This window comes from Deltaproteobacteria bacterium IMCC39524 (assembly GCA_029667085.1).
Classification (GTDB): domain Bacteria; phylum Desulfobacterota; class Desulfuromonadia; order Desulfuromonadales; family BM103; genus M0040.
In genome coordinates this window covers 155,301-181,128 of record JARUHJ010000003.1, presented here as the reverse complement: position 1 = coordinate 181,128, position 25,828 = coordinate 155,301, and the positions used below count along the sequence as shown (strand labels likewise).

The window sequence follows — 25,828 nt, the reverse complement described above, 5'->3', positions numbered from 1 at the left end:
ATGCTAACGAGACTGTTTTAAGAAGATTCAGTCGGTTTTGTTGGCTGCGGCGTAAAGCTGCGGGTCGATCTGCAGGCTTTCATTCAACTTGCCTGTCAGGGCAAGGAGCCTCTCGGCCGCAATCACTTCGTTGGTTTTTGCCGTTATCATCAAGCCGGCAGACTGGAACTTTTCATTGTGGGCATCAAGCACGTCAAGCAGTGTGCGTTGACCAACGTTAAACTGCTTCAAATAAGAATCGAGAGTCTTCTGATTGTAGTTCAGCGCGTCGCCGAACGAAACAACCTGCTTGCGTGCTGATTCCAGCTCCGCCCAAGTCGTGCGGGTCTCCTCAATGACCATGTCACGTTGGTCGTCACGTTGGGCTGCTGCCTGCAGCTTGCGCGCCATAGCGGCTTTACGGTCGGCAACATCCGAGTGACCGCTAAAAATGTTCCAGCGCAGGCGCATCATCGCCTGATTGTTGTGCTCATAGGTATCAGAGCTTTCAACCTGGTCTTCGTAACTTGAACTTAATTCCGCATGAACTTTTGGCAAAAAGTTTGATTTGCTCAATTCGATCCGGCGGTCTGCTTCGTCAATATTGGCATCGAGTGCCAAGGTTTTTGGATTGCGCTCTGCGGTCTGTTGCACGGCTTCATCCAATGACCCGGGAACGATTCCGGGTGGAACAACGAAAAATTCAATCTCACCGGCCAGCTTGCCAACAAAGCGCTGGTAATTCGCCTCGGCTGACTTGAGACCCGCCTGGGTCTCGGCCAGAGAGGCATAAGCCCGGGCGAGGCGAGCCTTGGTCTGGTCTACGTCAGCGATGCTTCCGGCACCGGCTTCCTGGCGTTCTTCAAGCTTGTCGAGAATTTCGAGATGGTCATTAACATTCTTTTCTGCCAACCCGACCAGCTCACGCTGACGGAAGACTTCCATGTGAGCGATAATCGCATCGAGTGCAATCGCCTCGGCATTGTCAAAAGTCCGATAACCGGCAGAGACCAGCTTGGCCTCTTCTATTTCAACAAGGCTCCTGGTTTCCTTACCGTCGTAGAGCAGTTGTGAAAGACGAATTGATCCTTCAAGACGATCGTAGAAATTATGCTCATTGCCCTGAGCTCGGGTGAGAGTGTCGCTGTGTGCTTCAATACCGTAACCGAAGGCGACGTCAACCTGTGGATAGTAGCCGCCCTGAGCTCGATCACGCTCATAGCCGATGGCTTCCTGGTTGGCTTCCAGGACTTGCAGTCGCGGGCTGTACTCAAGAGCCGTTGTCACTGTGTCTGCCAACTTTACAGTCGTGTCTTGTGCCAAAGCGGTGGTGCCTGTAAGGACAACAAGAGAAAGGACCATGCTTGAAAACAGCCCCGTCACGAATATCTTTTTCATCATTATCTACGCCTCCTCACTTCATGTCCGTGTTGCTTATCTGTTCGTATCCAGAAATGCTTAATATTACGAGTATTGCGAAACCTTTTAGGGTGTCTATAGGTATACCAAAGATTCATGACTTGCCAAGCGTCAGCCGGTATATTTCTGATCCTTTAGTCTGGTTGAAAAAGGGTTAATGCTTAAAGGTTTAGGTTAGTATATCGCATTCGTCCGAATAAATGCTATAATCGAGCATGTAAATTGCTTGAATTATTGCTTTTAAACGATCGCTCCAGTTGTTTTGTAAGATGGGGGAGCCCAAGCCCGTGAAATCATTTGTTTGACCCTGACGAGGGACCATGCCAGAAGAAAAAAAACAGCCGGAAATAGCGCAAGAAACTGTTGAGAAACAAAACACCCCAAAGGAAACTCCCCGGAAACCGCAGCCAAGGCGCCGTTCCAGCGACTTTGTGTCACCGGGATTGGTTGACTATGAACCTCCGGTTTTGCGTTGTCTCTCCCTGGTTGCCGGACTCCTCGGCAGGCCGGTTTCCACCGTTGCCCTTAAAGCGGGTATGCCGCAGGGCCGGGAGCGGCCACCACTTGCTGTTTGTATCAGGGCGGCAGAACAGGCCGGCCTGATCGTCCGCACCTTCCACAAGCCACGGATCCAGGATATTTCCTCCCTGATCATGCCCTGCATCCTGGTGCTGCAGAATGATCAAGCGTGTATCCTCAGCGCCCTGGAAGAGGCCCATGCCGAGGTGATCTTCCCTCAGGGTGGGGGTACCAGCAAACGGCTCTCTCTGGAGCAACTTCAGCCACAGTATTCAGGCTATGTCCTGCTTGCGAGTCCGGAAGGCAAGCTTGATCAAAGGGCCAGCGACCTCAGGCTGGTTGACACCCGGGAATGGTTCTGGGGGACCATCTTCAAGTTTTTCCCGATCTACAAGCATGTGCTGCTGGCGACAGTGATGGTGAATATCCTGGCCCTGGCCAGCCCCTTATTCATCATGAACGTCTATGATCGGGTTGTGCCAAACAGCGCCTTCGACACGCTCTGGGCACTGGCCATCGGGGTTTTTATCGCCTACCTGTTTGATTTCCTGCTTCGCAACCTGCGGGGTTATTTCGCTGATGTTGCCGGTAAGAACGCCGACGTTATTATTGCCAGCAAGCTGATGCAGCAGATGACGGCGATGCGCTTTGATCATAAGCCTGAATCAGCCGGGACTTTGGCGAACAACCTGCGTGAGTTCGAGTCTCTGCGGGAGTTTTTCAGCTCAACGACCCTGATGGCCCTGGTCGATATGCCTTTCATCTTCCTCTTTGTCGGCCTGATCTCTTATATCGCCGGACCACTCGCCTATGCACCACTTGTAGCTGTCCCGGTGGTGGTTCTGGTCGGGTATTTTCTGCAACTGCCGTTTCAGCGCATTATCGAAAAAAGCTTCCGCGAGGGTGCCCAGAAAAATGCCTTGCTGGTCGAAGCGATCACCGGCCTGGAGACGATCAAGACGAGCATGGCCGAAGGCCAGATCCAAAAGCGCTGGGAAGAAGTGATCGGCCTGAACGCAAAATCAACCAGCAGGGCTCGTGCGCTCTCCAACTTTTCAATCTCCTTTTCGCAATGGTCTGCACAACTGGTGAGCGTAGCGATTATCATTGGTGGTGTTTACCTGATCTCCGAAGGGGAGTTGACTCTGGGTGGCCTGATTGCCTGTAACATCCTGGTGGGTCGAGCGATGGCTCCGCTCGGTGCCGTGGCTGCCATGCTGACACGATTACAGCAATCACGTATGGCGCTGAAATCACTCGATCTCCTGATGAAACAGCCGAACGAGAGGCCTCTTGATAACGAGTTTATCCAGGCGAAAAACCTGCAGCCTTCTATGAGTTTTGAAAATGTGCATTTCCAGTACCCGAACAGCCAAACGCCGGCACTTGATGGTGTCTCGCTGCATATCAAACCGGGTGAGAAGGTCGCGGTCCTTGGCCGAACCGGCTCGGGGAAGAGTACCTTGGGAAGACTATGCATGGGCCTCTATGAACCGCAGAAAGGTGCCGTAAAACTCGACGGCATTGACCTTCGACAACTGCACGTCGCTGATTTACGCAGTCATATCGGCTACGTAAGCCAGGACAACTATCTCTTCTACGGCAGTATCCGTGACAATATCGCCTTCGGTGCTCCTTATGTTGACGGCCCGGCGATTCTGAGCGCTGCCAACCTGGCGGGGGTGACTGATTTTGTTAAAGGCCATCCTGCCGGTTTTGACTGGCAGGTCGGTGAGCGCGGCATGAACCTCTCCGGAGGTCAGCGTCAGGCGGTGACTATTGCCAGGGCTCTGCTTCTTGATCCTGATATCCTGATTTTTGATGAACCGACCAGCGCCATGGACAACAACGCCGAGCTTCTGTTGCGACAGAGGATGAAAGAAAGCCTGGCAGACAAAACTCTATTGTTATTCACGCACCGCACCAGCTTGCTGGAACTGGTTGAACGCGTGGTTATTATGGAAGCTGGCAAGGTTGTCGCCGACGGTCCTAAAGCGGATGTCCTGAAAGCTCTCAAAAGCGGCGCAATCGGCGCCAAGAAACGATAAGAGTCTGCCATTATGTCGAAACCTAGAGAAATAAAAGACGCATTTGATCGTCGGGAACGGCAGGGTTTGTTGAGCGCGTTCAGCGAGGAAGAGGACCTGCATTTCATGAGCGAAGTCGATGCGGCCATTCATCGTAAGGGTAGCTCGATTGCCTTTGTTCTTACCCTGGTGATCGGCCTGTTGATGGTTACTTTTGTCGTGTGGGCACATTTTACGGTTTTGGACGAGGTGACCCGCGGCATGGGCTCGGTGATCCCTTCTCAGAAGGTGCAGATGATACAGAATCTGGAGGGCGGGATTCTCCAGGAAATCTCAGTTCAGGAAAATCAGATCGTCAATAAAGGCGATATCCTGATTCGTATCGATAACGAACTGGCGGCAAGCCAGTATCGGGACGCCTTTACCAAGGCGGCCGAGCATGAAGCGGCCATTCTGCGTTTGAACACGGAGATAGAAGGGAAATCAAAACTCGTCTTCCCCGAAAGCTTTAATGAAGCGGACCCGCAAGTTCTGAATGACCAGAAGGCGATTTTCCAGGCACGGCAAGATCAGTTGCAGGCGGAGCTTAACGTTCTGCGTTCTCAGCACAGCCAGAAGCAGCAGGAAATAAAGGAAATGCAGAGCCGTAAAGCACAGCTAGAACAAGGCCTTGGCCTGGCAAAACAGCAGCGTAATATTGCCAAGCCGCTGGTTGACCAGGGTGTCTATCCGCGCGTAGATTATCTGGCCCTGGAGCGTGAGATCTCGTCGCTACAAGGGGACATTGACGCCTTGCGCCTGGCGATTCCGCGCATCCAGCAAGCGGCCAACGAGGCGAGCCGCCGTATCGAACAGAGGCGTGCCGAGTTCAAAGCTATCGCCCTTGATGAAATGAACAGTCGTCGTGGCGAATTGAAATCTCTGCAACAGATCATGTCGGCGGGAGAAGACCGTGTCACACGTACCGACATCCGCTCTCCTGTCCGCGGCACGATCAAGCAGATCAATCTGAACACGATCGGCGGCGTGGTTCGCCCCGGCGAATCGATCCTGGAGATCGTGCCTCTTGATGACACCTTGCTGATCGAGGCCCGTATTCGTCCAGCTGATATCGCGTTCCTGCATCCTGGGCAGAAGGCCATGATCAAGATTACCGCTTATGATTTTTCCATCTTCGGTGGTCTGGATGGCGTCCTGGAGGCGATCAGCGCCGACACCATCGAGGATGATGATGGCGAGAGCTTTTACAAGGTAAAATTAAGGACCCAGAAAAATGCCATTGCTTATCGGGGTGAAGAATTGCCCATTATGCCGGGAATGACAGCCAGTATTGATATCCTCACCGGCAAAAAGTCTGTTCTGGCTTACCTTCTGAAACCAATTTTGCGCGCCAAGCAGAACGCTCTGCGGGAACGTTAGCCGGAACTTTGAATATGCCGAAACTTCGCTGCTTTCTTTTCATTCTGGCCATAAGCCTCCTGGTAGGACTTTGGGGCTGCGGGTCCAAGGCTTCGGCAAAGCCTACAGATGGCGTTGCCCCGGCGATCAAGCCCGGCAAAGGCCTGTTCCGCAGCCATGAGTTTCGCAGCACCTTGAAAGCCCTGCCTAACTGGACGCGGGTCATGGCCTCGGCAGAAAAACAGACCGACACCTTTTATGCTTGCAATGCAAGCGCAGAGGTCTGTTCTTCAGCGGCATTAAGTTGGCAGAAGATTATCAAGCAGGGACAGGGTCTTGCCCCCATGGCACAACTCAAGTCGGTCAACACGTATTTCAACCGTTGGCCATACGGGCTTGATATCGATATTTACGGAGTCAGTGATTACTGGGCGACACCAGGTGAGTTTCTCAAACTCTCCGGGGACTGTGAGGATTACAGTATTACCAAGTATTATGCCCTGCGTAAGCTCGGGTTCTCCGTTGATGACATGCGCATCGTTCTTTTGAAAGACACGATTCGTAACATCTCCCATGCGGTATTGGCAGTGAAGATAGATGAGGACTCATACATTCTGGACAATGTGTCCGATCTGGTGCTCTCGCACCTCAAGTACGAGCACTATGTCCCGCAATATTCTGTTAACGAGTTTTACCGCTGGGCCCATGTATCGCCAGGCGCGTTACGTTAGGCTTGTTGCCTGACCTAAGCTAAGGAGAAGCAAGCAATGCACGCAAAGGATACGAAACTGACGATTTCCTCTTCGACAACGATCCGGGAGTACCCGGCAGCGTCAAGGAAAAAGGTGTTCTGGTTCGGTCTTGGCATCATTATCCTGGTCATGATTGCCGCCATTGTCTGGGTGGCATGGGGGATTCAGCTGCGAGAGCGGGAGTTCGAGGTGAATCTGCAAAAGCGGCTGCAATTGATGGCGTCTTCGCAAGTGCAGTTGACAGAGGCTTTGCTGGAGAATGCCGTGGCGCAGGCCAACCGGGTGATCAACTCGGAGCTTTTTAAGTTGTATGCCGCCGAGGTCCATCTGGTTGAAGATGATGTCTCGAGGCTGGTGTCAGGGCCACTGCCGGGTCAAGATGCCAGCGATGAAGGCCTGGCACAACTCTCTGCCCAGTTACCGATGATGCAGAGCCTGCTGATCGAATTTACCCGTATTACAGGTTATACGGGAGGACGGGTCGTGAACCGGGGAGGCACCGTCTATATAGCGACCGATGCCACCACCACGCCCCTGCGATTTGATCAGATGGGTTTCGTCAATGAAGTTTTAAAGAGCCAGAAAGTCAAGTTTGCGCCAATTCGAAATACACCTGTCGGGTTGGTCCTGGAGGCTTTCCTGCCCATTTTCCCTCCTGATGCGAGTGGTCTTGATCCGAGTCCTGTTGCGGTTCTGATGCTGACCAAGATCGTCGGCGAGCGGATCAACGAGATGCAGACCAGCAGCTTGCTGGAGAAGGGTGAGAGGGCCCGCCTGCTGCAGGCGGTTGCTGACGGTTACGAAGAGATTGTGCCCTGGCTTCCCGGTAAATTGCAGAGTATCGCCACGCCTTTGGCCCTTGACCAGGCAGAGACGCTGCCCTTTGCTGTCCGTTCTTCTCTGGTCGGTGGGACTCGAGCTTACTCGCTGGGCCTGCCGATTGCGGGCGCGGATATGTGGATTTTGGTCGAAGCTGATTATGATGTGGCGCGCGAAGCCTTACGCGGGCAACAGAAGGCCCTGTTGAGTGTCGCCGCGCTCTTGATCATCTCCTTTGCCGTTACTTTTGGTGCTGTGTGGGCTCTGTTGATCAGTAATCAGGAGCGCAAAGCCGCCAGGCATTTCGAAAGTCTGGCCGGGGAGATTGAAAAACAGCGCCAGCTTCTGGATCGGATCAATAACACAATCTCTGAGTATATTGTCCTCAAGGATCTGCAGGGACATTATCTCTACGTTAACCCTGCTTTTGCCGACGCAGTCGGCCGCAACCCAAAAGATATGATCGGCCTGGATAGTGAAGCCGTCTTCGGTTATGACACGGCCCGACGACTGGAAAATTCCGACCAAAAGGTTCTTGCCAGTTCTGAAACGGTCACATTGAACGAACAGGTTTACCTGCAATCGAAGCTCCACCACCTGCAGATCTCAAATTCCGCACTCAAGGATGCTGACGGCAGACCTTCCGGAGTCGTCTCGGTTATTCGTGATGTCACGGAAATTGTCGAGGTGCAGAGGCGGCAGGAGCAAGCGACAGCGAAAACCGTAGAAGCTCTGGTGCGGGCCATAGAATTGACCGACCCCTACCTGGCCGGCCATTCCCGTTTGATGAGACGTCTCAGCATTGAGGTCGCCAAGGCCATGAATGCCAGCGATGTTGATATTGCTACGGTTGATACGGCAGCCAACCTCTCCCAGGTCGGCAAGCTGTTTGTGGACCGTGACCTGCTCTTCAAGGCAGAGGCCCTTAGCGCTGAAGAAAAATTTGAGCTGGAGCAGCACACTGAGCATGCCGCCAAAGTTTTACAGGATATCGATTTCGGCTTACCTGTCTTCGATGCCGTTTACCAGATGAATGAAACCCTCAATGGCAAGGGGTATCCGAACGGCTTGAAGGGCGATGAAATAGGCTTACCTGCGCGGATTCTTGCAGTTGTGAATAGCTTTTGTGCCATGGTTGGGCCCCGCGCTTACCGCGCGGCTCGTTCAGCCGATGAAACGCTCGAGATTATCAAGGCTGGAGAAGATACTTACGACCAGCGCGTTGTTGCTGCTCTTAAGGAAGTTGTGCAATCGGCCGTCGGTGAAAAACTACTGGATAAGCGCTCTCAGGATTGAGAGAAGGTCCTCCCCCTTCGCTCTTTAGCTCGTGGTGCCCGGCCATACTTCCCAGTGTGGTCGGGCACTCTCTTCCCATGACATGCCAATCGTGTATATAATTAACGGGTAAACTTTTAACTGTTGGAGACCTTATGAATAACTTTAGTCAGGCCGTTTGCCAGACCATTGGCGAGGACCTGAAGAGTGAAGACGTGCAGACGATTCAGGTCAATCTTGGCTTGCTCTGTAATTTGAGTTGCCGTCATTGTCATGTCGAAGCGAACCCAAAACGTCCCGAGGTTATGACCTGGGAGACGATGCAAAGCGTGTTACATCTGGCGAAAGCACTGCCGAAAGCGCGGATTGATCTCACCGGGGGAGCCCCTGAGCTTAATCCCTTCTTTAAAGATTTTGTCTCCGCTCTCAGAGACAGTGGCCACCAGGTGCTGGTACGCACCAACCTGACTGTTTTCTTTGAAGCCGGACAGGCTGATACACCAGAATTTCTGGCCAACCAGGGTGTTCACCTGGTGGCTTCTCTGCCCTGCTATCTAGACGATAATGTCGACAAGCAGAGAGGGGGCGGTGTCTATAAACGGAGTGTCGCAGCTCTACGCCGTCTGAATTCTCTCGGTTATGGGCGTCAACCGGAGTTGCCGTTGAACCTTGTTTATAACCCCGGTGGCGCTTTCCTTCCACCGGATCAGGCCACTTTGGAAGAGACTTACCGCAAAGAGCTCAAGGATCGTTTCGAGGTGGCGTTCAGCAGCCTTCTGACCATTACCAATATGCCGATGGGACGCTTCCTGAACGATCTGCAGCGTGATGGTGAAGCAGAAAGTTACAGGTCGCTGCTTGAGGACAACTTTAACCAGGCAACCCTGGAGGGGTTGATGTGCCGTCATCAGATCTGTGTCGCATGGAATGGCTTCCTTTCCGATTGTGACTTCAACAGCGCCCTGGGGCTTTCTCTCGACGAGGGTTTGCCGAAGCACATCGACGACCTTGACCCCGAACAGTTGCAGGGCCGCACCATCGTAACCGGAGAGCATTGTTTCGGTTGCACCGCCGGCGGTGGTTCCTCCTGTGGCGGTGCCCTGGTCGCATAAGCTGTAGAACGTGCCAATGTAACAAGAAAGGTCTTCCGGAAACTCTGGAAGGCCTTTCTTGTCTCTCTCGAGAGTACATGGTTATGCAACAAGATTGACAGTCAGGTTAAGAGTGATTAGGATGCTGAAACCTACCATGAACAAACACTTTTTTGCCATACTCCTCCTGCTGCTATGCCTGCTGGTCAGCGGCCCGGCTGAAGCACGGCTGACGCTCGGTATTGTGCCTGGAACGCATGACTCTTCTGGAGAGGTTTCCCTGGAACAAGCGAATGCGTTAGCGGAGCTCCTCACTGAGAACCTTCAGGAAGAGGTTGTCGTTAAGGAACTCGCGGACTCTTCGACCTTGATCAACTGGATCGATCGGTTTGCCATGCTCGATCTGGCTTTGCTCTCCTCAAAGGATGTTGAAGCCAACCCCGGGCGTTTCCTGTCGGTTGGGAAACTTCATCCAGAGAGTGACCTGCGCCTGGTTTCACGGCAGGGAATCAGTGGCGCATGGTTGCAACGTGTCGCCGAAGTTCTGCGTGAGCCGGGCGTCTCTACCGCTGAAACAACTCAGCAGATTGTCTCGCAGCCTCCGTCAGTGGTTGAAAAAAGCCCCTCTGCTGCCGAGCAGGAGCCTCTGCCCGTCGACGAAGTCATCGAGGTTCAAAATGAACTGGAGCATGTTCCTCCTTTAAGCACGGGCCGTGCGTGGACTCCACAAGACGAGGGGCTTTACCGTGATCTCTTGGCCAGTGACGAACCGCCGCTTAAAACGCTGGTTCTCGGTGTCATTCCAGACCCCAGGGGTTTGTTGCGCACGACAGAGCAAGCTCAGCAATTAGCGACTTACCTCGAACAAGCGCTACCTGTTTCCGTAACGATCCGAGAATTCGCAAGCATAGAAACCTTCGCGGAATGGTTCATGCGTTATCGAATGGTCGATCTGGCGATTTTGCCACGCACATACGCTGAGATGAGCCTGGGAAGAGATTATCAACCTCTGGTGAAGCTCTTGCGCTCGGATAAACCGGGTGAAGAATCGGCAGAGTTGGTTATTATGCGGCGCGGCCAGAATCAGGAACTCCTGGGACCATTACAGCAAACGCTCCTGGTTATGACACAAGTCTCTGGTGGCCAGGATCTTATGAAAGCCTTGAGCGTCAGCGAGGTGCTGGCCCTGGATGACGCTGTTGTCTTGCCGACCGTTGTCGAGGCGATACCAGAACTGGTCCAGGAGGCTTCTCCAGTTCCGGTCGCGATGCCCGAAGAGGTGGTTGAACCTGCCGTTGAAGAACCTACGCCGCCAACACCTGAACTTGCCGATCCTCTTGAACCTCTAACCCCGCCGGCGGTTGTCGTCAAGCCTTTACCGGCCGTCCCGCAACCGGGTCAACCGCCCGTGGTTCCGTCTACAGATGTCATCGCCGTTACTGCTCCTGAACTCCCCGCGGAGAGAACAAATCCTTCTGAACCACCAGGTCCCACTGTCGCAAACCCCATTGAGGTCCCTGAGATAGCCTCCCCGCCGGCAGAACCGTTTGAGCCGTCCGTACCCTTGTTGCCACCCGTTGCCGCCGAGGCTGCGCAGCCGGAAAGCCTGGCCGTTGTTGAACCTCCTGCTGTACCGCAAACACCTGTTGCTGTAGAAGCTCCTGTTTTTGCAGAGGCCCCGGTTGTTATAGAGGCCCCGGTTGTTGTAGAAGCCCCGGTTGTTGTAGAAGCCCCGGTTGTTGTAGAGACTCCGGTTGCTGTAGAGGCTCCGGTTGCTGTAGAGACTCCGGTTGTTAAAGAGGCTCAAGCGATGCCGCAGGAAGAGCTCACTCAAGCCCTTGCTGCTCCCGTTGCTCCGGAAGTCACTGAACGGCCCGTCCCTGAGCTCGATGAATTTATCTCGGAGCAGGTTCCCGAAGAACCGGAATTGGCAGCTCTGCCGCAGGAAGAAACTGCGCTTGAGCCTGTTGAACTAACTGAGCCTTCTACAGCGCCTCCTAGCCTGGTTGGTAAAACAGGAGAGGAACCTGTTGTTCCGGTGATACCGGAGCCGTTTGAAGATAAGACCCCTTTTGTGGAAACCATTGTTCTTGAACCCGAGCCAGCACCAATCGCCTCGGTCGTTCCCATCGTGATCGCTGAGCAAGATCAGGACATTGTTGAAGAAACCGGGAGGACGAAAGACTTCTCTCCCGAGGGTTATTTGACAGAGGCCGACTCCGTTCTTGATGACGACGTCGAAAAACCTTTGCTTGATACGGAAATCCTCGCTTTTTTAGGTGAGAATACCGTTGCTTCAATGATTTCCCAGCCCGACATACCCCAGTCGCTTCGTCCCCCAGGAATTCCTGCTGTGCGACCCTCCCCTGCGTCATTGCCCCCTGAGCCCACGGATGAACTTCTCGTGGCCTCGATACCCGAACCTGCCAGGAGGACCTTTCCTGCGCCGCTGCCGCAACTTTTGCCTGATTTGGTGCCGGAGCCAGGAGTCATCTATGTGATTCCCTTTGCCGCGGTTATGGTGCCCAATGATTTCAATTCCATGTTCTTTGACCAGTTTGTTGATCTGCTTAACCAGGGGGGAGAAGACCTCGGACTACAGTTTGTCATCCTTAAGGAAGATTTGCAGCGTGTTGACCCCGGTTGGCTGGCAGTTCGTCAATATGTAACCGGGGAAATTTACGGATACGTTGAAGACTCAGGCTGCTGCTCGACGGATCTGCGCACCAAGGCTCGTTTGATTTATCACAGACCCAAACAAGAATTGCCGGCTTTTAGGTATGAGTACCCGGTCAGAATCTTTTTTGAACATGACCGATCAACGATTGCTGTTGAACGGGCTAAGGTCGCTGAAGAGATCGCTGCGAACCTCTCAACTGAACTTCTCACGGTTCTTGGCAATTAATTATTTCGCTAACTTGGCCTGTTTGACACACTGCCGTCAGTCACTCGACAGACGATTCCCTTTTATTCTTTATTTTTTTCTGAAAAGACCTTGACAATCTCGGGAGGCTGATTATATTTAGGCCTGCTTTTGGCACTCTTTGGCTGCGAGTGCCAACATAGTTGTCTCGGTACGGATCTTATTATTTATCAAGTGGATTAATATCCCGGATTGTCTCAAGAAAGGAGAACACAAGTTATGAACATCAGACCTTTGCATGACCGGATTATCGTAGAACGCCTCGAGGAGGAGACCACGACGGCTTCCGGTATCATCATCCCCGATTCCGCCAAAGAAAAGCCTATGCAGGGCGACGTCATTGCTGTTGGAAAAGGTAAAGTGACCGAAGACGGCAAGGTTTTGCCTCTTGACGTCAAAGTTGGCGACAAGGTGCTGTTCGGCAAGTACTCGGGCACCGAAATCAAGATCGAAGGCAAAGAATATCTGATGATGCGCGAGGACGATGTCCTCGGCGTCGTTGAATAAAACACATTACCCACGACTGATTACGGAGGATACATAGACATGGCTGGAAAAGAGATTAAATTCGGGCAAGAAGCCCGTGCATCAATTCTGGAAGGGGTCAACGCCCTTGCCAACGCAGTAAAAGTTACCCTCGGCCCCAAGGGCCGCAACGTTGTGATCGCCAAGAGCTTTGGCGCTCCTTTGATCACCAAGGACGGCGTCACCGTTGCTAAAGAGATCGAGCTGGAAGGCAATTTTGAGAACATGGGCGCGCAGCTGGTCAAGGAAGTTGCTTCCAAGACCTCTGACGTTGCCGGTGACGGCACCACCACCGCTACGGTTCTGGCCCAGGCCATCTACCGTGAAGGCGTTAAGCTCGTAACTGCTGGCCACAACCCGATGGAAATCAAGCGTGGTATCGACAAGGCGGTCGGTGCTGCTGTCGTTTCTCTGCAAGAGCTCTCCAAGCCGGTGAAAGACCACAAAGAGATTGCCCAGGTTGGCACCATCTCTGCCAACTCCGACGAGACCATTGGCAACATCATTGCCGAGGCGATGGAGAAAGTCGGCAAAGAAGGCGTTATCACTGTCGAGGAAGCCAAAGCGATGGAAACCTCTCTCGAGACTGTCGAAGGTATGCAGTTCGACCGCGGTTACCTCTCTCCTTACTTCGTCACCGATCCAGAGCGCATGGAAACGGTTATGGAAGACGCTCTGATCCTGATCCACGATAAGAAAATCAGCAACATGCGTGATCTTCTGCCGATTCTCGAGCCGGTTGCCAAGCAAGGCCGTCCGCTGTTCATTATTGCTGAAGACGTTGATGGCGAAGCTCTGGCTACTCTGGTTGTTAACAAGCTGCGCGGTACGCTTAACATTGCTGCTGTTAAGGCTCCTGGCTTCGGTGACCGTCGCAAGGCGATGCTCGAAGACCTTGCTATCCTCACCGGTGGTCGCGTGATCTCAGAAGAAGTCGGCTTCAAGTTGGAAACGGCTACTCTTGATATGCTCGGTACTGCCAAGCGCATCGTCATCGACAAAGACAACACTACGATTATCGACGGCGCTGGTTCCGAGGCGGATATCGCTGGCCGCGTCAAGATGATTCGTGCCCAGGTCGAAGAAACCAGCAGTGACTACGATCGTGAAAAACTGCAGGAGCGTCTCGCCAAGCTGATCGGCGGCGTTGCAGTTGTCAAGGTTGGCGCTGCGACCGAGACTGAGATGAAAGAAAAGAAAGCCCGCGTTGAAGACGCGCTGCACGCAACCCGCGCAGCCGTTGAAGAAGGTATCGTCCCTGGAGGCGGTGTTGCTCTGATTCGTGCTATCGAAGCGGTTGCCAAGGTTGAAGTTACCGGTGAGCAGGAGTTTGGCGTCAACATCGTCAAGCGCGCTCTCGAAGAGCCTCTCCGTCAGATCGCTGCCAACGCTGGCCAGGAAGGCTCTATCGTGGTCAACGAAGTCAAAAACAGCAAAGGGTCCACCGGCTTCAATGCTGCCACCGATGAGTACGTTGACCTGGTCAAGGCCGGTATCATCGATCCGACCAAGGTGGTTCGCTCTGCTCTACAGAACGCTGCTTCCGTATCCGGTCTGATGCTGACCACTGAAGCTTGTATCGCTGACAAGCCGGCACCTGAAGGTGGCGCTGGTATGCCCGATATGGGCGGCATGGGCGGCATGGGTGGTATGGGTGGTATGGGCGGCATGATGTAACGCCTGATCAACCAGATTATGAACAGAAAAAAGCTCTCCGGGAAACCGGGGAGCTTTTTTTGTGAGGGCGTCGTCAACACGGGGGAGAGAGACCTCTCCAGAATAAATCTCAAGGGTCCTAAGTGGTTTCCGCATGGTAAAGTTTTTTGTAAAATTCGTAGGCCTGCATGCCGGCAGGGTTGTCTTGAGATGCCAGGGAATCAATGCGTAGGAATTCCAGCAGTAAAGGAAAGTTGGGGTCAACCAGATATGCTCGTTGCCTTTTGCTGAGATCCTCGGCTTTTTGTAGTTGCCAGGAATGATGGAAAATATGATGGCGGATAACCCAGTAAATCCGTGCAATGCGCTCGGTTGGCATTTCAAGTCTGGCGAGAATCCCGCCAGCCATATCAGCCCCGAGGTTGGCGTGACCATGGGCGGTAATGCGTCCTTGTGCGTTCTTCTCTGTTGTTGCTGGCTTGCCAATATCATGAAGCAGGGCGATCCAAAGCAGGTCGGGATCACAATCAGCAGGGCAAAGTTCAATCGCCAGCCGGGTGTGAACGGCAACATCACCTTCGGCATGATATTCCGGTGGCTGCAGGGTGCCAGACAAAAGGGCCAGCTCCGGGATTGTTTCACTGAGACGACCCCACCAGCCTGTTTCGCGCAGCCGCAGTTCTTTTTCAAGCTCATTCAACAAGCTCATTTCTTGTTCGCCTTTTGTCCGAAGTGATAATCCTCAACCGTTTTGTCCAGGTTACTCTCCCAACGACTGCAGGCGATGACAATGCGTTGCCAACCGCTCGGAATAATCTCCTGGGTGTGTGCCAGGTTGTTGCGCAAGGTTTCAAACTCCTTGACCGCAGTGCGGGTTTCTCTTCGAGACTTGTGTCCCAGTGACTCTCTTAGCTCATCATCATAAGTGATGATCCAGCCCTTGTCGCCAAACTGCAGGCAGTCGACCAGCTCAACCTGCTGCCCCCTGCGGTTTCTCTCCTCCTGAAGTTTCCTGGCGACATCAACACGTTTTTCGGAAAGGAACTCCTGCCAGGAGTCACCGGGATAGCGTTGACGCAATACCTCTGTCATGGTCATTTCGATGATAGTAATCATGCCGAAAAGGAACATGCGCATTGGTGGTTTTTCCAGGTCGGTCAGGGTGATGATTGCGCCGACATGATCAAGGATGGTCACAAAGCACTGCTGGTTGATCGACAGAGACTTGACCACATCGATCAAGTTGGCGGTGTCAGGAACAAGGTCATCATCTGGGGTAAAAGAACGGAAATGGTCGCCACAGACTCCAGATGTCAGATCCTCGTGTCGCACATACCCTTCAACCAATCCGTTTCTGCGTACGCCAACGAGATCGAATCGTTTCTTTTGCATGAACTGATGAACGTCTGCCACTTGAGCGTTTTCATCAAAGGAAACCAGCGGCTCGGCAATATCCATCGCCGAAAACCCCTTGAGGAAAAGCCTGCGTAATCGGGAACTTTGTGTGTCTTTCCAGGGCATGATAACTCCATAAGCTCTTTTGTCAGCTTTTGGTCGGTGTACATAATTGGTTCGACGAAACATCAAATTTTTCAGGATGGTTATTGTCGTCTCATGCTATGACAAAAATTCTGACCCCGAATCTCTATACACGCCAACAGCCTGCCTACCTTTGAAAAGCTTGCCCGCTAATTGAAATAGCGGAAATAACTGGTAGCTTTGTACATTAATCCATTGTTACGAATATATATTCACTTATTTGTGTCTCTGTTACAAGAAGACGTCTGTATCAAGCAAGTAAAACAGAAATCAACAACAAGTTCAAATGTAAGACTTGTCCCCGCAGATTTATGAGGATGGCGTTACTTACCAACAATGCCAAGGTAGTCACAACCTGGCTGCCAATCTTAGGCAAAGGGAGAGGAGAATCAAGATGTCTGTAGTATCCCGAAGTTGTTTCCTGTTGCTCGTTATGTTTTTAGGGCTCACAGGCCTGCCGAAGGCCAATGCAGCAGAACCGTCATCAACGGATCAGAAGACTAATGTTATAGACGAAGAGGTTCTGGAGATTTTCAACCGTTCTATGGACTATCTCGCCAAACTTAAACAGTTTCAGGTGACTGCCGAATTCGGTTTCGATGTGTTGCAAGAGACGGGTCAGAAGATAGAGTTCGGCTCCCATCAGGACGTCACGATTCAACGCCCGAATCATTTTCGGGTCGATTTTGTCCGCAGGGATGGGGTTCATGGCAGCGTTGTCTATGACGGCAAGGAGGTTGTGCTATCTCACCCCGAGGAAGCGGTTTATGCCAAGGCCCCGTTCAAAGGCGAAATCGATGACGCACTCGACTTCCTCGCAGAGGAGCTTCAAAGACCAATTCCCTTAAGAGATTTTTTCGTGAGTGATCCAGGCTCTGTGCTGACTGCCAAGATAGAGTCCGGGATCTATGTTGATGAGTCGATGTTGGCAGGCGTACTATGTGATCACCTCGCCATGCGTAATGACAATGTTGATTTCCAGATCTGGATCCCTCAGGGCGATGAACCTTTGCCGCGTAGAATTATCATCACGTTTAAAAATGAGGAAGGTCAGCCTCAATTCTGGGGGCAATTCTTGAAGTGGGAAACATCTCCAAAGCTAAGTGACGAGACCTTTACTTTCACACCTTCGAAGAAGGTGGAGCGCATTCCCTTTGCGGTGGTAGATGTTGAGATGCAATCGGAAGGAGGTCAGCCATGATGAACAGGAAGTGGCAATTGGTCATCGCTGGCTGTTCTTTTTTGGTAGCTCTGCTGTTTGTTGTGGCCGAAGTTGAGGCGCGTCGTGGTGGAGGTGGCGGCGGTCGAGGCGGAGGCGGCAGAAGCTTCTCTCGAAGTGGGCCCGCCTCTGGCGGTTCGATTCGCAGTCACCAGGCTCCGAGTGGTCAGCGGGGAGGCAATCGCAGCAGCCTTTCTGATAATCGCGGCAGCAGGCAAGACAATCGTGGTGATAAGCGTGGCGACATGCAGGACAATCGCAGTGAGCGGCGTAGCAACATGCAAGACAATCGTGGCGACCGGCAAGATGACATACAGGACGCTCGCAAGGAGAGACGTGAAGACTGGCAGGACTACGGAGATGATGTGCGAGATGATCGGCGTGACTGGTATAACGATCGTTATCGTTACAGAGTTGGCTCAAGTATAACTTATGCAACCTTTCGCTCGCTTTCATGCACGTCAACCACTGTTCATGTTAACGGTGTCACCTACTATCGCTGTGATAATGATTGGTATTCACGGGCCTATTCTGGCGGGAATGTGACATATATTGTTGTCAAGGCTCCTGCTGGTTATTGAGTTCAACAGGTTTAAAGATTGAAAGACCGTTAAGCAGGTCGATAAATCAACGTCTAAGGAATGGAGCCTCCGTAAATGGAGGCTTTTTTATGAAGGTGGCTCGAAAATATACCACCCCATGTTCCTGAAACAGAGGATGAGAAGCAGCGAGACCAGGCTGCGAAGATGCGGCGGGCATTTAAAAACGAATTCTTGGAGAAACTTAAAAAAACCTCTATGGCCTGATTTCGTCTGCTCCCGAGCAGGGTGGGGAAGGCTTTTTAACTTTATGTGCTAGCTTTTAGCTGCCAACAATGAGCCATCTGAAAGTTCTCAAATGTTTAAGATTACAGCATTTCGCAGATGATTAAGTTTGCTTCAAGGCTTGAAGATTAGAGTTTTTGAAGTATTATTAATTGGCGTAAGAATGAATGCCTTGGTGCTATTTCAGAGGGCAGCAACGCTTTTGTGAAAGTTTGATCTTGGCATTACCCTCTTTAGTTGTCTGCCTTTTCAGGAGAAACAGATGCGTTTTGTTGTGATTTCTATGTTTGGCTTAACCTTGCTGATGTCCGGTTGCATCAAGGTTGGACCTGATTTTACTTCCCTTCCTGCTCCTGTCGCCGATAGCTGGATAGAGCAAGCCGATCAGCAATTAATCGCCACGCCAGACCAGTATGAAGAATGGTGGCTGGTCTTCGATGACCCTGTTCTGAATAGTCTTGTTAAAGAAGCCCATAGTCAAAACCTCGGCTTGCAGGTTGCCGGTCTGCGTATTCTTGAAGCCCGCGCCCAACTCGGCATTGCCACGGGCAACCTGTACCCGCAACAGCAGCAGTTAGGGGCCTCGGCAGCGGCCCTCGGAGCGAGCAGGAACGCGGCCAATACAATCGCCGGTGATCTCGACTACAAGGATCTCAACACCAGCTTCAGTGCCGGTTGGGAACTTGATTTCTGGGGCAAATTCAGGCGCGGTGTCGAAGCTGCCGATGCGCAATTCCTTGCAGCAATTGCCAATTATGACGAAGTTATGGTGACCTTGACTGCCGAGGTCGCCCGCTCCTACATTCTCATCCGTACCCTGTCCGAGCAAATCCGCCTCTCCGAAGAGAGTGCCGCAATTCAGGAACGCTCACTGGAGATCGCTGAGAACCGTTTTGATGGTGGCCTGGTCACCGAGCTCGATGTCCAGCAAGCTCGCACGCTTCTGGCCAATACCCGGTCGGCCATTCCACGCTTCCGCACCGACTACCGGAAAGCCCAGAATGCCTTGAGTATTCTGCTCGGCACTCCTCCCAAAGATCTGACTTCTCAGCTTAACATTTCCGGGCACACCAGTATCCCCCAGCCCCCTGCTGAAGTCGCTGTAGGCGTGCCGGCGGACCTGTTGCGACGGCGCCCTGATATCCGCCGTGCAGAACAACAGGCCGCTGCCCAGAGCGCCCTGGTCGGCGTCACCAAGGCCGATCTCTACCCCCACTTCACCCTGATCGGTAGCATCGGTCTGCAGTCCAGCAACAGTCCCTTGACCCGCGAAGGGGGCAGCAGCTTAAGCGACCTGTTCAGCAGCAACAGCTTCACCTACTTCACCGGGCCATCTCTGACCTGGAATCTGCTTAACTATGGTCGTATCAAGAACCAGGTGCGTGTTCAAGATGCCAGATTGCAGCAGTTGATCGCCAGTTACCAGAATACAGTCCTCAACGCTGCGCGCGAGGTCGAGGATGCCATGACCGGCTTCCTCGAGGATAAGGTCCAGGCCGGTTATCTTGCTGAAGCCGTCGCTGCTTCAAGGCGCTCGGTCGATATTTCGTCACTACAGTACAGCGAAGGTCTCACCGATTATCAGCGGGTCCTCGATGCCCAGCGTAGCTTGACCCGTGATCAAGACGCTCTGGCTAGAGTGCAAGGCTCTTTTGCCATTAACCTTGTGAATATGTACAAGGCCCTTGGGGGCGGTTGGCAACAGCGCTTAAACGCCGAGATCGTCCCTGTTGATGTGCAGCAACAGATGTCGGAGCGTACCGATTGGGGTGGCCTGCTAGACAAAGCAGAACAGCAGCCGGAAGCTGTTGACGACACGTCAAATTGGCGCTGGCCGGATTGGTAGAGTGATGAAGTCCGATGCGTGCAGCATGTGGCGTGAAAAAACGCATTACTCATAAAAGAAACTTTTCCCCAATAACCTTTCACCTTTTACGAACATCGGGTGTGCTATGAAAAATCGATTGTTGTTTGCAGGACTCTTTATCACGATAATCTTGACCCTGGTAGCCTGCGGCGAGAAAGAGGTCGTAGAAAAAGACACCGTCCGGCCAATTAAGGCAATGAAGGTCGGTGATGAGGAGCCTTTCGGCGGGCGCTGGTTCCCAGGCAAAGCCACTGCGACTCAGGAAGCCAATCTCTCTTTCAGGGTCTCCGGAACCGTACAGAGAATTCCTGTCGATATCGGTGCGGAAGTCAAGCAGGGTGGCCTGCTGGCTCGCCTCGACCCACAGGATTATCAGGTCGCATTGAACGATGCCCAGGCCCAGTTTCGCAAGGCGACAGCAGGCCTTGACCTGGCAGAATCTGAATATGCCAGGGTCGCCAGGGTGTTTGAGAAGGACCCCGGCGCGGTCAGCAAGTCGATGGTCGATGTCCGCAAGGCGGAACTCGATACCGCCAGGGCACAGATTGTCTCCGCGAAAGCTGCGGTTGAAAGTGCCACGGACAACCTGAGCTATACCTACATGAAGTCGCCTTACGATGGAATCGTGGTTGAGAAATTCGTCGAGCAGTTCGAAGATGTGCAGGCGAAGCAACAGATTATCCGTGTACTCGACAACAGCAGTATCGAGTTTACCGTGCAGATCCCGGAAACCCTGATGGAGCATGTCGACGTCGTCCGTGAGTTGGGAGCCGTTGTGCTCTTTGATACCTATCCCGATGCCGAGGTGCCTGCCAGGGTCAAAGAGATTGGCAAGGAAGCCTCGAAGACAACACGGACTTACCCGGTAACGCTGATCATGGATCAACCTGAAGGCTTCAAGATCCTGCCCGGAATGGCTGGTAAGGCAAAAGGCGACAAGAGAGCCGTCACCCAGATTGCTGCAGAGGAAGGCCTGGTTGGAGTCGAGATTCCGATTACCGCGACATTCTCCGATGAAGCCAAAAAGACCTTTGTCTGGGTTGTGGATGAGAACAGTATGCAAGTCAACAAAAGACCCGTTACGATCATCAACCTGACCGAAAACGGGGCCATGATCACAGGCCTCGAGCCTGGGGAAATCATCGCTACTGCCGGAGCCAATATGCTGGTTCAAGACCAGCAGGTTCGCATTGTTGAATAATCTTTTGCATTGAGGAGATTCGTCCGTGAATCTTGCCAAGATAGCCATTGAAAAAAAGGCGGTCAGCTATTTTATCACCTTCCTGCTAGTGGTCGGAGGGCTTGCCAGTTTCTTTTCCCTGGGACAACTCGAAGACCCGGACTACAGCGTCAAGACCGCGGTCATCATTACCCAGTATCCTGGAGCCAGTGCCGCTGAAGTCGAACTCGAGGTAACCGACCGGATCGAGATAGCCCTGCAGCAACTCAAGACCATCGACTATCTCAGGTCTTTTTCTGCTCCAGGCTATTCCCAGATCTGGGTCAACATCAAAACCCAGTACTGGTCGGACAAACTGCCGCAGATCTGGGATGATATGCGCCGCAAAGTTCGCGAAGTCGAGGGCTCGCTGCCTCCCGGCTGTAGCCGGCCGATTGTCAACGATGATTTCGGTGATGTCTACGGACTTTTGATGGCGATTACCGGTGACGGCTACTCCTACGCCGAAATGGAGGACGCCGCCAAGGGCCTGAAGAAGGAACTGAGCCTGGTTGAAGGCGTTGCACGTGTCGAACTCTGGGGTGTGCAGCCGAAAATTATTTACCTGGAAGCCTCAGAGACCCAGTTGAGCCAGTTGGGGATTTCTGATAAGAGCATTGTCTCCACTATGCAGCAGCAGAACATGGTGGTCGATGCCGGAAGCGTCGATGTTCAGCAGAAGCGGGTTCGGATTGCGCCGACCGGTGAGTTCAGATCGCCGGAGGATATCTCTGAGCTGGCCATTCACCCGTCTTTGATAGACAGCCTGCAAAGTCTCGGCAAGGGACAGCCGTTGCAAAGCAGCGATGAGCTGATCCGCATCCGTGATATAGGTACGGTCAGGCGTGGCTACAAGGATCCGCCGCCGACCATGATGCGCCTCGATGGCAAGCCGGCCCTGGCAATCTCGATCACCAACGTTGCCGGAGCCAACATCGTCGATGTCGGCCGCAATGTCGACGCACGGATGGCCGAGCTTGAGAAAGATTTGCCGGTTGGCCTGGAGGCTCACCATGTCCACTGGATGTCTGATGTGGTCTCCGACTCGGTTAACGGCTTCTTCATTAACCTTGCGGAAGCCGTAGGAATCGTACTTGTTGTTCTGGCCCTGTCCATGGGTTGGCGTATGGGTACTCTGATCGGCATTGACCTGATACTCACCATCCTCGGCACACTCATTGTCATGGCAATCATGGGGATCGACCTGCAGCGCATGTCATTGGGCGCCCTGATTATTGCCCTGGGGATGATGGTCGACAACTCGATCGTCGTTGCTGAAGGGTTTGTCGTTCGCCGTGAACAGGGGATGGACAAGATCAAGGCGGCCATTGAAGCCGCAGGCTCGCCGTCGATGCCATTGCTCGGTGCAACCGTGATAGCGGTCATGGCTTTCTACCCGATCGGCGGGTCCAAAGAAAGTACAGGTGAGTACTGCCTCTCGCTGTTCATCGTCGTCGGCATCTCGTTGATGGTCAGCTGGATCGTCTCGATGACCCTGACGCCGATCAAATGCCTCGACATGCTGCCCGATCCGAAACCACAGGAAGCAGGGCACGACCCGTTTGGCAGTAAATTCTATAAAATCTTCCGTGGTTTGCTGGAAAAGGCGATCCGTCTGCGCGTTTTGTTCATCGCTATCATGGTCGGCCTGCTGGTGACCTCGTTCATGGGTTTCGGCTTTGTCGAACAGCTGTTTTTCCCGAGTTCGTCGATGAGCAAGTTCATGATTGACTACTATGCGCCTCAGGGTACACGTATCGAAGTGGTCTCCAACGATCTCAAGGCTCTTGAGGAAAAACTGCTCGCCGACGAACGGGTCGATAATGTTGCGGCGTTTATCGGTTCCGGACCGCCGCGCTTCTACCTGCCGGTAGAGCCTGAATCGGCTAACCCCGCTTACGGGCAACTGATTGTCAACCTGCACGATTTCCGCAAGATCGATGAGCTGATTAAAGAGCTCACTCCCTGGGCTGCGGAGACCTTCCCTGATTCCATGGTGCCGATGCGCAAGTTCGATGTCGGCCCGGGCCAGACCTGGCAATTCCAGTACCGGATCAGCGGCCCGGCGATTGCTGACACTGAACTGTTGCGCAGTCTCAGCGAAGAGGTACTGGATCTCCTGAGGGATGAACCACTGGCTGGCGCCATGCAGGTCGACTGGCGTCAGAAAGTGCCGAAGATGGTGCCGGTCTACAACCAGGAGCGGGCCCGCTACGCCGGGGTCGCCCGCGAGGATGTCGCCAATGCGACCAAGCGGGCTTACGACGGTCGCACGATCGGACTTTATCGTGAACAGGACGAATTGCTGCCAATCGTTCTGCGTCATGTCGAAGATGACCGTGCCAGTCTGGCTTCTTTCGACGTACTGCAGGTCCAACCCGGCTTGACAACGTCGACCCTGCCGATCGCCCAGGTCACAGATGGGGTCAAGATGGAGTGGGAGGAGACCCGGATCTGGCGACGGGATCGACGGCGCACCATCACCGTCCAGGCCAACCCGGTGCTCGGGCAGACTCTGCCAACCTTGATGAAACAGGTCCAGGCCAAGGTTGAAGCGATCGAAATGCCTCCCGGCTACAAGGCCCAGTGGGGGGGGACGACTGAGGATTCGGCAAAATCCCAGAAGGCGTTGGTCCCCGGCCTGGTGCCAACCTTTGCAGTGATCCTGTTTATCCTGGTCGCTTTGTTCAATGCCTTCAAGCCACCGATCGTGATCATGCTGACGGTACCTTTCGCCATGATTGGTATTACCAGCGGCTTGCTCGCCTTCCAGGCTCCCTTCGGCTTTATGGCCCTGCTCGGCGCCATGAGCCTGATGGGGATGATGATCAAGAATGCCATAGTGCTGCTCGACGAGGTCAATATCAACCTTGGCAACGGCATGGCGCAATACGATGCCGTGGTCATTGCCGCGCTGGCTCGCCTGCGCCCAGTTGTGTTGGCCGCCGCGACCACGGTGCTAGGTGTCATCCCGCTGCTGCAGGACGTGTTCTGGGTTGGTATGGCGATCACCATTATGGCCGGTCTGGCCTTTGGTACGGTACTGACCATGCTTGTGGTGCCAGTACTTTACTGTATGTTCTTCAAGGTGCCGTCGCCGAAAGCATAAGAGTAAAAAATACGGTTTTCCCGTTAAGGAGTTATGTCCTGATCACACGACAGAAAAGGAGGAGATTTGCTTCTCCTTTTCTGTTTTTTAGCCGCGACTCTCAATGGAGGAAGTTATGTCTGCCATTCAGCCGCATAGTTTCATGCACAGTGTTAAACGAATGTATGACTTCGCTGTAGCAAGGATGGATCTGCCCCCGGGAATTGCTGAGCTGCTTGGGGAATGTCGTTCCGTTTACCAGGTGCGTTTTCAGGCGAAAATAAATGGTGAATACAAAGTTTTTAAAGGCTGGCGCGCGACCCATAGCGAACACCGCCTGCCTGCCAAGGGCGGCATCCGTTTTGCCACCGCAGTCAACCAGGACGAGGTCGAAGCTCTGGCCGCCTTGATGACCTTTAAATGCGCTGTGGTCAATGTTCCTTTTGGCGGTTCCAAGGGAGGTCTTTGCATCGACCCTCGCGCCTACAGTCGTGAAGACCTTGATGCCGTTACTCGCCGGTTTGCATTAGAGCTCGAGAAAAAAGGTTATCTCAGCCCAGCTTTGAACGTGCCGGCCCCTGACATGGGAACAGGGCAAAGAGAGATGGCTCTGATGGCTGATATCTACCGGACACTGCATCCCGAAGATATCGATGCGGCTGCCTGTATCACCGGGAAACCTCCAGAGATGGGCGGCATTAAGGGCCGAACCGAAGCAACCGGACGTGGAGTGCAGTACGCCATGCAGGAGTTCTTCCGCCACGCAGAAGATGTCAAGGCGGCAGACCTGACGCCCGGTCTGGCTGGAAAGCGTGTGGTTGTCCAGGGCCTTGGTAACGTCGGCTACCATGCTGCCAAGTTCCTCGAAGAGGAAGATGACTGCCTGATTCTCGGCATCATCGAAAGGGACGGCGGTCTTTGGAATGCTAATGGCTTGAATGTCGAGAGTGTCTTTGCCTATTTGCGTGAGAATGGTGGCGTCAAAGGCTACCCGGAAGCCGAATATTTTGCTGAGGGGAGTTCACTCCTCGAAGCAGATTGTGACATTTTGGTGCCAGCGGCTCTCGAAAGCCAAATTCATGAAGGCAATGCCGAAAAGATCAAGGCCAACCTGATCGTTGAGGCTGCGAACGGTCCGGTTACCGCCGAGGCAGACGAAATACTTCGTCAACGCGGTAAGATCATTATTCCGGATATGTATGCCAATGCCGGTGGAGTGACAGTTTCCTACTTTGAGTGGACCAAGAACCTGGCACATATGCGCTTTGGCAAGATGGGCCGTCGTTTCATGCAGTTCAGAGCAGAGTCGGCCATCGATGCCCTGGAGCAGGCCATGGGGAACAAGTTTCCGGAAAAGATGCGTCAGAGCTTTCAGAAAGAGGCCGACGAGCTGAACCTGGTTCGTTCGGGTCTGGAAGACACCATGTGCGAGGCCTACCAGGAGATTCGGGAAATTTGGCATTCTCGCGATGATGTCCCTGATCTGCGCACAGCCGCCTACATTCTGGCGATTGGCCGTGTGGCTCATTACTACACGGAGTATGCACTCTGACAAATAAACATGAAAAGGGCGTGACACGTGGCCGGAAGTGTTTTTTCGTTTGAGGCTTTGATTATTTAATAACCACGCAAAGGTGAAGAAGGCTTTCTGGCTTTTTCACCTTTCGCTCCTTACACCACGAAACATTG

17 protein-coding genes are annotated in these 25,828 nt (G+C 53.1%); 14 read left to right on the top strand and 3 right to left on the bottom strand.

Annotation, left to right across the window (positions count from 1 at the left end):
- Nucleotides 1-27 precede the first annotated feature (27 nt).
- Complete coding sequence (locus tag P9J64_08940; protein ID MDG5468441.1) at nucleotides 28-1,380, bottom strand: TolC family outer membrane protein; 1,353 nt, start codon at nucleotides 1,378-1,380, stop codon at nucleotides 28-30.
- 338 nt (nucleotides 1,381-1,718) lie between these two features.
- On the opposite strand from P9J64_08940, the gene P9J64_08935 reads away from it, so the two are divergent.
- From P9J64_08935 to groL, 8 genes are all read left to right on the top strand, one after another.
- A complete protein-coding gene (locus tag P9J64_08935) occupies nucleotides 1,719-3,965 on the top strand; it encodes a type I secretion system permease/ATPase (GenBank protein ID MDG5468440.1) in 2,247 nt (748 codons plus the stop codon).
- Nucleotides 3,966-4,070: 105 nt separating this feature from the next.
- Nucleotides 4,071-5,363 carry an HlyD family type I secretion periplasmic adaptor subunit gene (locus tag P9J64_08930; protein ID MDG5468439.1) on the top strand — a complete coding sequence of 431 codons (1,293 nt, stop codon included), beginning with the start codon at nucleotides 4,071-4,073 and terminating at the stop codon, nucleotides 5,361-5,363.
- A gap of 14 nt (nucleotides 5,364-5,377) precedes the next feature.
- Nucleotides 5,378-6,073 (top strand): transglutaminase-like cysteine peptidase, encoded by a 696-nt coding sequence (locus P9J64_08925; GenBank protein ID MDG5468438.1) that lies wholly within the window; start codon nucleotides 5,378-5,380, stop codon nucleotides 6,071-6,073.
- Nucleotides 6,074-6,109: 36 nt separating this feature from the next.
- Nucleotides 6,110-8,209, top strand: coding sequence for an HD domain-containing phosphohydrolase (locus P9J64_08920; GenBank protein ID MDG5468437.1), 2,100 nt, complete (start codon nucleotides 6,110-6,112; stop codon nucleotides 8,207-8,209).
- Between the two features lie 134 nt (nucleotides 8,210-8,343).
- The gene (arsS, locus tag P9J64_08915; GenBank protein MDG5468436.1) at nucleotides 8,344-9,300 is read left to right on the top strand and encodes an arsenosugar biosynthesis radical SAM protein ArsS; all 957 of its coding nucleotides are present in this window, start codon (nucleotides 8,344-8,346) and stop codon (nucleotides 9,298-9,300) included.
- A 136-nt stretch (nucleotides 9,301-9,436) separates the two neighbouring features.
- Entirely contained in the window at nucleotides 9,437-12,184 is a 2,748-nt protein-coding gene (locus P9J64_08910) for a hypothetical protein (protein MDG5468435.1), read from the top strand.
- 237 nt (nucleotides 12,185-12,421) lie between these two features.
- Nucleotides 12,422-12,709: a co-chaperone GroES gene (gene groES, locus P9J64_08905; protein ID MDG5468434.1), complete on the top strand. Its 288-nt coding sequence runs from the start codon at nucleotides 12,422-12,424 to the stop codon at nucleotides 12,707-12,709.
- A 39-nt stretch (nucleotides 12,710-12,748) separates the two neighbouring features.
- The gene (gene groL / locus P9J64_08900) at nucleotides 12,749-14,404 is read left to right on the top strand and encodes a chaperonin GroEL (protein MDG5468433.1); all 1,656 of its coding nucleotides are present in this window, start codon (nucleotides 12,749-12,751) and stop codon (nucleotides 14,402-14,404) included.
- A 118-nt stretch (nucleotides 14,405-14,522) separates the two neighbouring features.
- On the opposite strand, the gene P9J64_08895 is transcribed toward groL, so the two are convergent.
- Together P9J64_08895 and P9J64_08890 are read right to left on the bottom strand one after the other, a co-directional pair.
- Nucleotides 14,523-15,092 carry an HDIG domain-containing protein gene (locus P9J64_08895; protein MDG5468432.1) on the bottom strand — a complete coding sequence of 190 codons (570 nt, stop codon included), beginning with the start codon at nucleotides 15,090-15,092 and terminating at the stop codon, nucleotides 14,523-14,525.
- Nucleotides 15,089-15,904, bottom strand: a complete 816-nt coding sequence (locus P9J64_08890) for a Swt1 family HEPN domain-containing protein (GenBank protein MDG5468431.1) — start codon at nucleotides 15,902-15,904, stop codon at nucleotides 15,089-15,091. Before P9J64_08890 ends, P9J64_08895 begins: the two co-directional genes overlap by 4 nt.
- A gap of 412 nt (nucleotides 15,905-16,316) precedes the next feature.
- On the opposite strand from P9J64_08890, the gene P9J64_08885 reads away from it, so the two are divergent.
- The 6 genes from P9J64_08885 (at nucleotide 16,317) to P9J64_08860 (ending at nucleotide 25,691) form a co-directional block, all read left to right on the top strand.
- Nucleotides 16,317-17,123 carry a DUF2092 domain-containing protein gene (locus tag P9J64_08885; protein ID MDG5468430.1) on the top strand — a complete coding sequence of 269 codons (807 nt, stop codon included), beginning with the start codon at nucleotides 16,317-16,319 and terminating at the stop codon, nucleotides 17,121-17,123.
- Nucleotides 17,120-17,722, top strand: coding sequence for a hypothetical protein (locus tag P9J64_08880; GenBank protein ID MDG5468429.1), 603 nt, complete (start codon nucleotides 17,120-17,122; stop codon nucleotides 17,720-17,722). The genes P9J64_08885 and P9J64_08880 overlap by 4 nt, the downstream gene beginning before the upstream one ends.
- 505 nt (nucleotides 17,723-18,227) lie before the next feature.
- Nucleotides 18,228-19,811 (top strand): efflux transporter outer membrane subunit, encoded by a 1,584-nt coding sequence (locus P9J64_08875; protein MDG5468428.1) that lies wholly within the window; start codon nucleotides 18,228-18,230, stop codon nucleotides 19,809-19,811.
- A gap of 106 nt (nucleotides 19,812-19,917) precedes the next feature.
- Nucleotides 19,918-21,033 (top strand): efflux RND transporter periplasmic adaptor subunit, encoded by a 1,116-nt coding sequence (locus tag P9J64_08870; protein ID MDG5468427.1) that lies wholly within the window; start codon nucleotides 19,918-19,920, stop codon nucleotides 21,031-21,033.
- A 25-nt stretch (nucleotides 21,034-21,058) separates the two neighbouring features.
- Complete coding sequence (locus P9J64_08865) at nucleotides 21,059-24,160, top strand: efflux RND transporter permease subunit (GenBank protein ID MDG5468426.1); 3,102 nt, start codon at nucleotides 21,059-21,061, stop codon at nucleotides 24,158-24,160.
- A gap of 115 nt (nucleotides 24,161-24,275) precedes the next feature.
- Entirely contained in the window at nucleotides 24,276-25,691 is a 1,416-nt protein-coding gene (locus P9J64_08860; GenBank protein MDG5468425.1) for a Glu/Leu/Phe/Val dehydrogenase, read from the top strand.
- The last annotated feature ends 137 nt before the right edge of the window (nucleotides 25,692-25,828 follow it).

What these genes read in the sequence shown, in the direction of transcription:
- P9J64_08940 (MDG5468441.1), bottom strand. Translation starts at nt 1,380, where the DNA reads ATGATGAAAAAGATATTCGTGACGGGGCTGTTTTCAAGCATGGTCCTT.
- P9J64_08935 (MDG5468440.1), top strand. Translation starts at nt 1,719, where the DNA reads ATGCCAGAAGAAAAAAAACAGCCGGAAATAGCGCAAGAAACTGTTGAG.
- P9J64_08930 (MDG5468439.1), top strand. Translation starts at nt 4,071, where the DNA reads ATGAGCGAAGTCGATGCGGCCATTCATCGTAAGGGTAGCTCGATTGCC.
- P9J64_08925 (MDG5468438.1), top strand. Translation starts at nt 5,378, where the DNA reads ATGCCGAAACTTCGCTGCTTTCTTTTCATTCTGGCCATAAGCCTCCTG.
- P9J64_08920 (MDG5468437.1), top strand. Translation starts at nt 6,110, where the DNA reads ATGCACGCAAAGGATACGAAACTGACGATTTCCTCTTCGACAACGATC.
- arsS (MDG5468436.1), top strand. Translation starts at nt 8,344, where the DNA reads ATGAATAACTTTAGTCAGGCCGTTTGCCAGACCATTGGCGAGGACCTG.
- P9J64_08910 (MDG5468435.1), top strand. Translation starts at nt 9,437, where the DNA reads ATGAACAAACACTTTTTTGCCATACTCCTCCTGCTGCTATGCCTGCTG.
- groES (MDG5468434.1), top strand. Translation starts at nt 12,422, where the DNA reads ATGAACATCAGACCTTTGCATGACCGGATTATCGTAGAACGCCTCGAG.
- groL (MDG5468433.1), top strand. Translation starts at nt 12,749, where the DNA reads ATGGCTGGAAAAGAGATTAAATTCGGGCAAGAAGCCCGTGCATCAATT.
- P9J64_08895 (MDG5468432.1), bottom strand. Translation starts at nt 15,092, where the DNA reads ATGAGCTTGTTGAATGAGCTTGAAAAAGAACTGCGGCTGCGCGAAACA.
- P9J64_08890 (MDG5468431.1), bottom strand. Translation starts at nt 15,904, where the DNA reads ATGCCCTGGAAAGACACACAAAGTTCCCGATTACGCAGGCTTTTCCTC.
- P9J64_08885 (MDG5468430.1), top strand. Translation starts at nt 16,317, where the DNA reads ATGTCTGTAGTATCCCGAAGTTGTTTCCTGTTGCTCGTTATGTTTTTA.
- P9J64_08880 (MDG5468429.1), top strand. Translation starts at nt 17,120, where the DNA reads ATGATGAACAGGAAGTGGCAATTGGTCATCGCTGGCTGTTCTTTTTTG.
- P9J64_08875 (MDG5468428.1), top strand. Translation starts at nt 18,228, where the DNA reads ATGCGTTTTGTTGTGATTTCTATGTTTGGCTTAACCTTGCTGATGTCC.
- P9J64_08870 (MDG5468427.1), top strand. Translation starts at nt 19,918, where the DNA reads ATGAAAAATCGATTGTTGTTTGCAGGACTCTTTATCACGATAATCTTG.
- P9J64_08860 (MDG5468425.1), top strand. Translation starts at nt 24,276, where the DNA reads ATGTCTGCCATTCAGCCGCATAGTTTCATGCACAGTGTTAAACGAATG.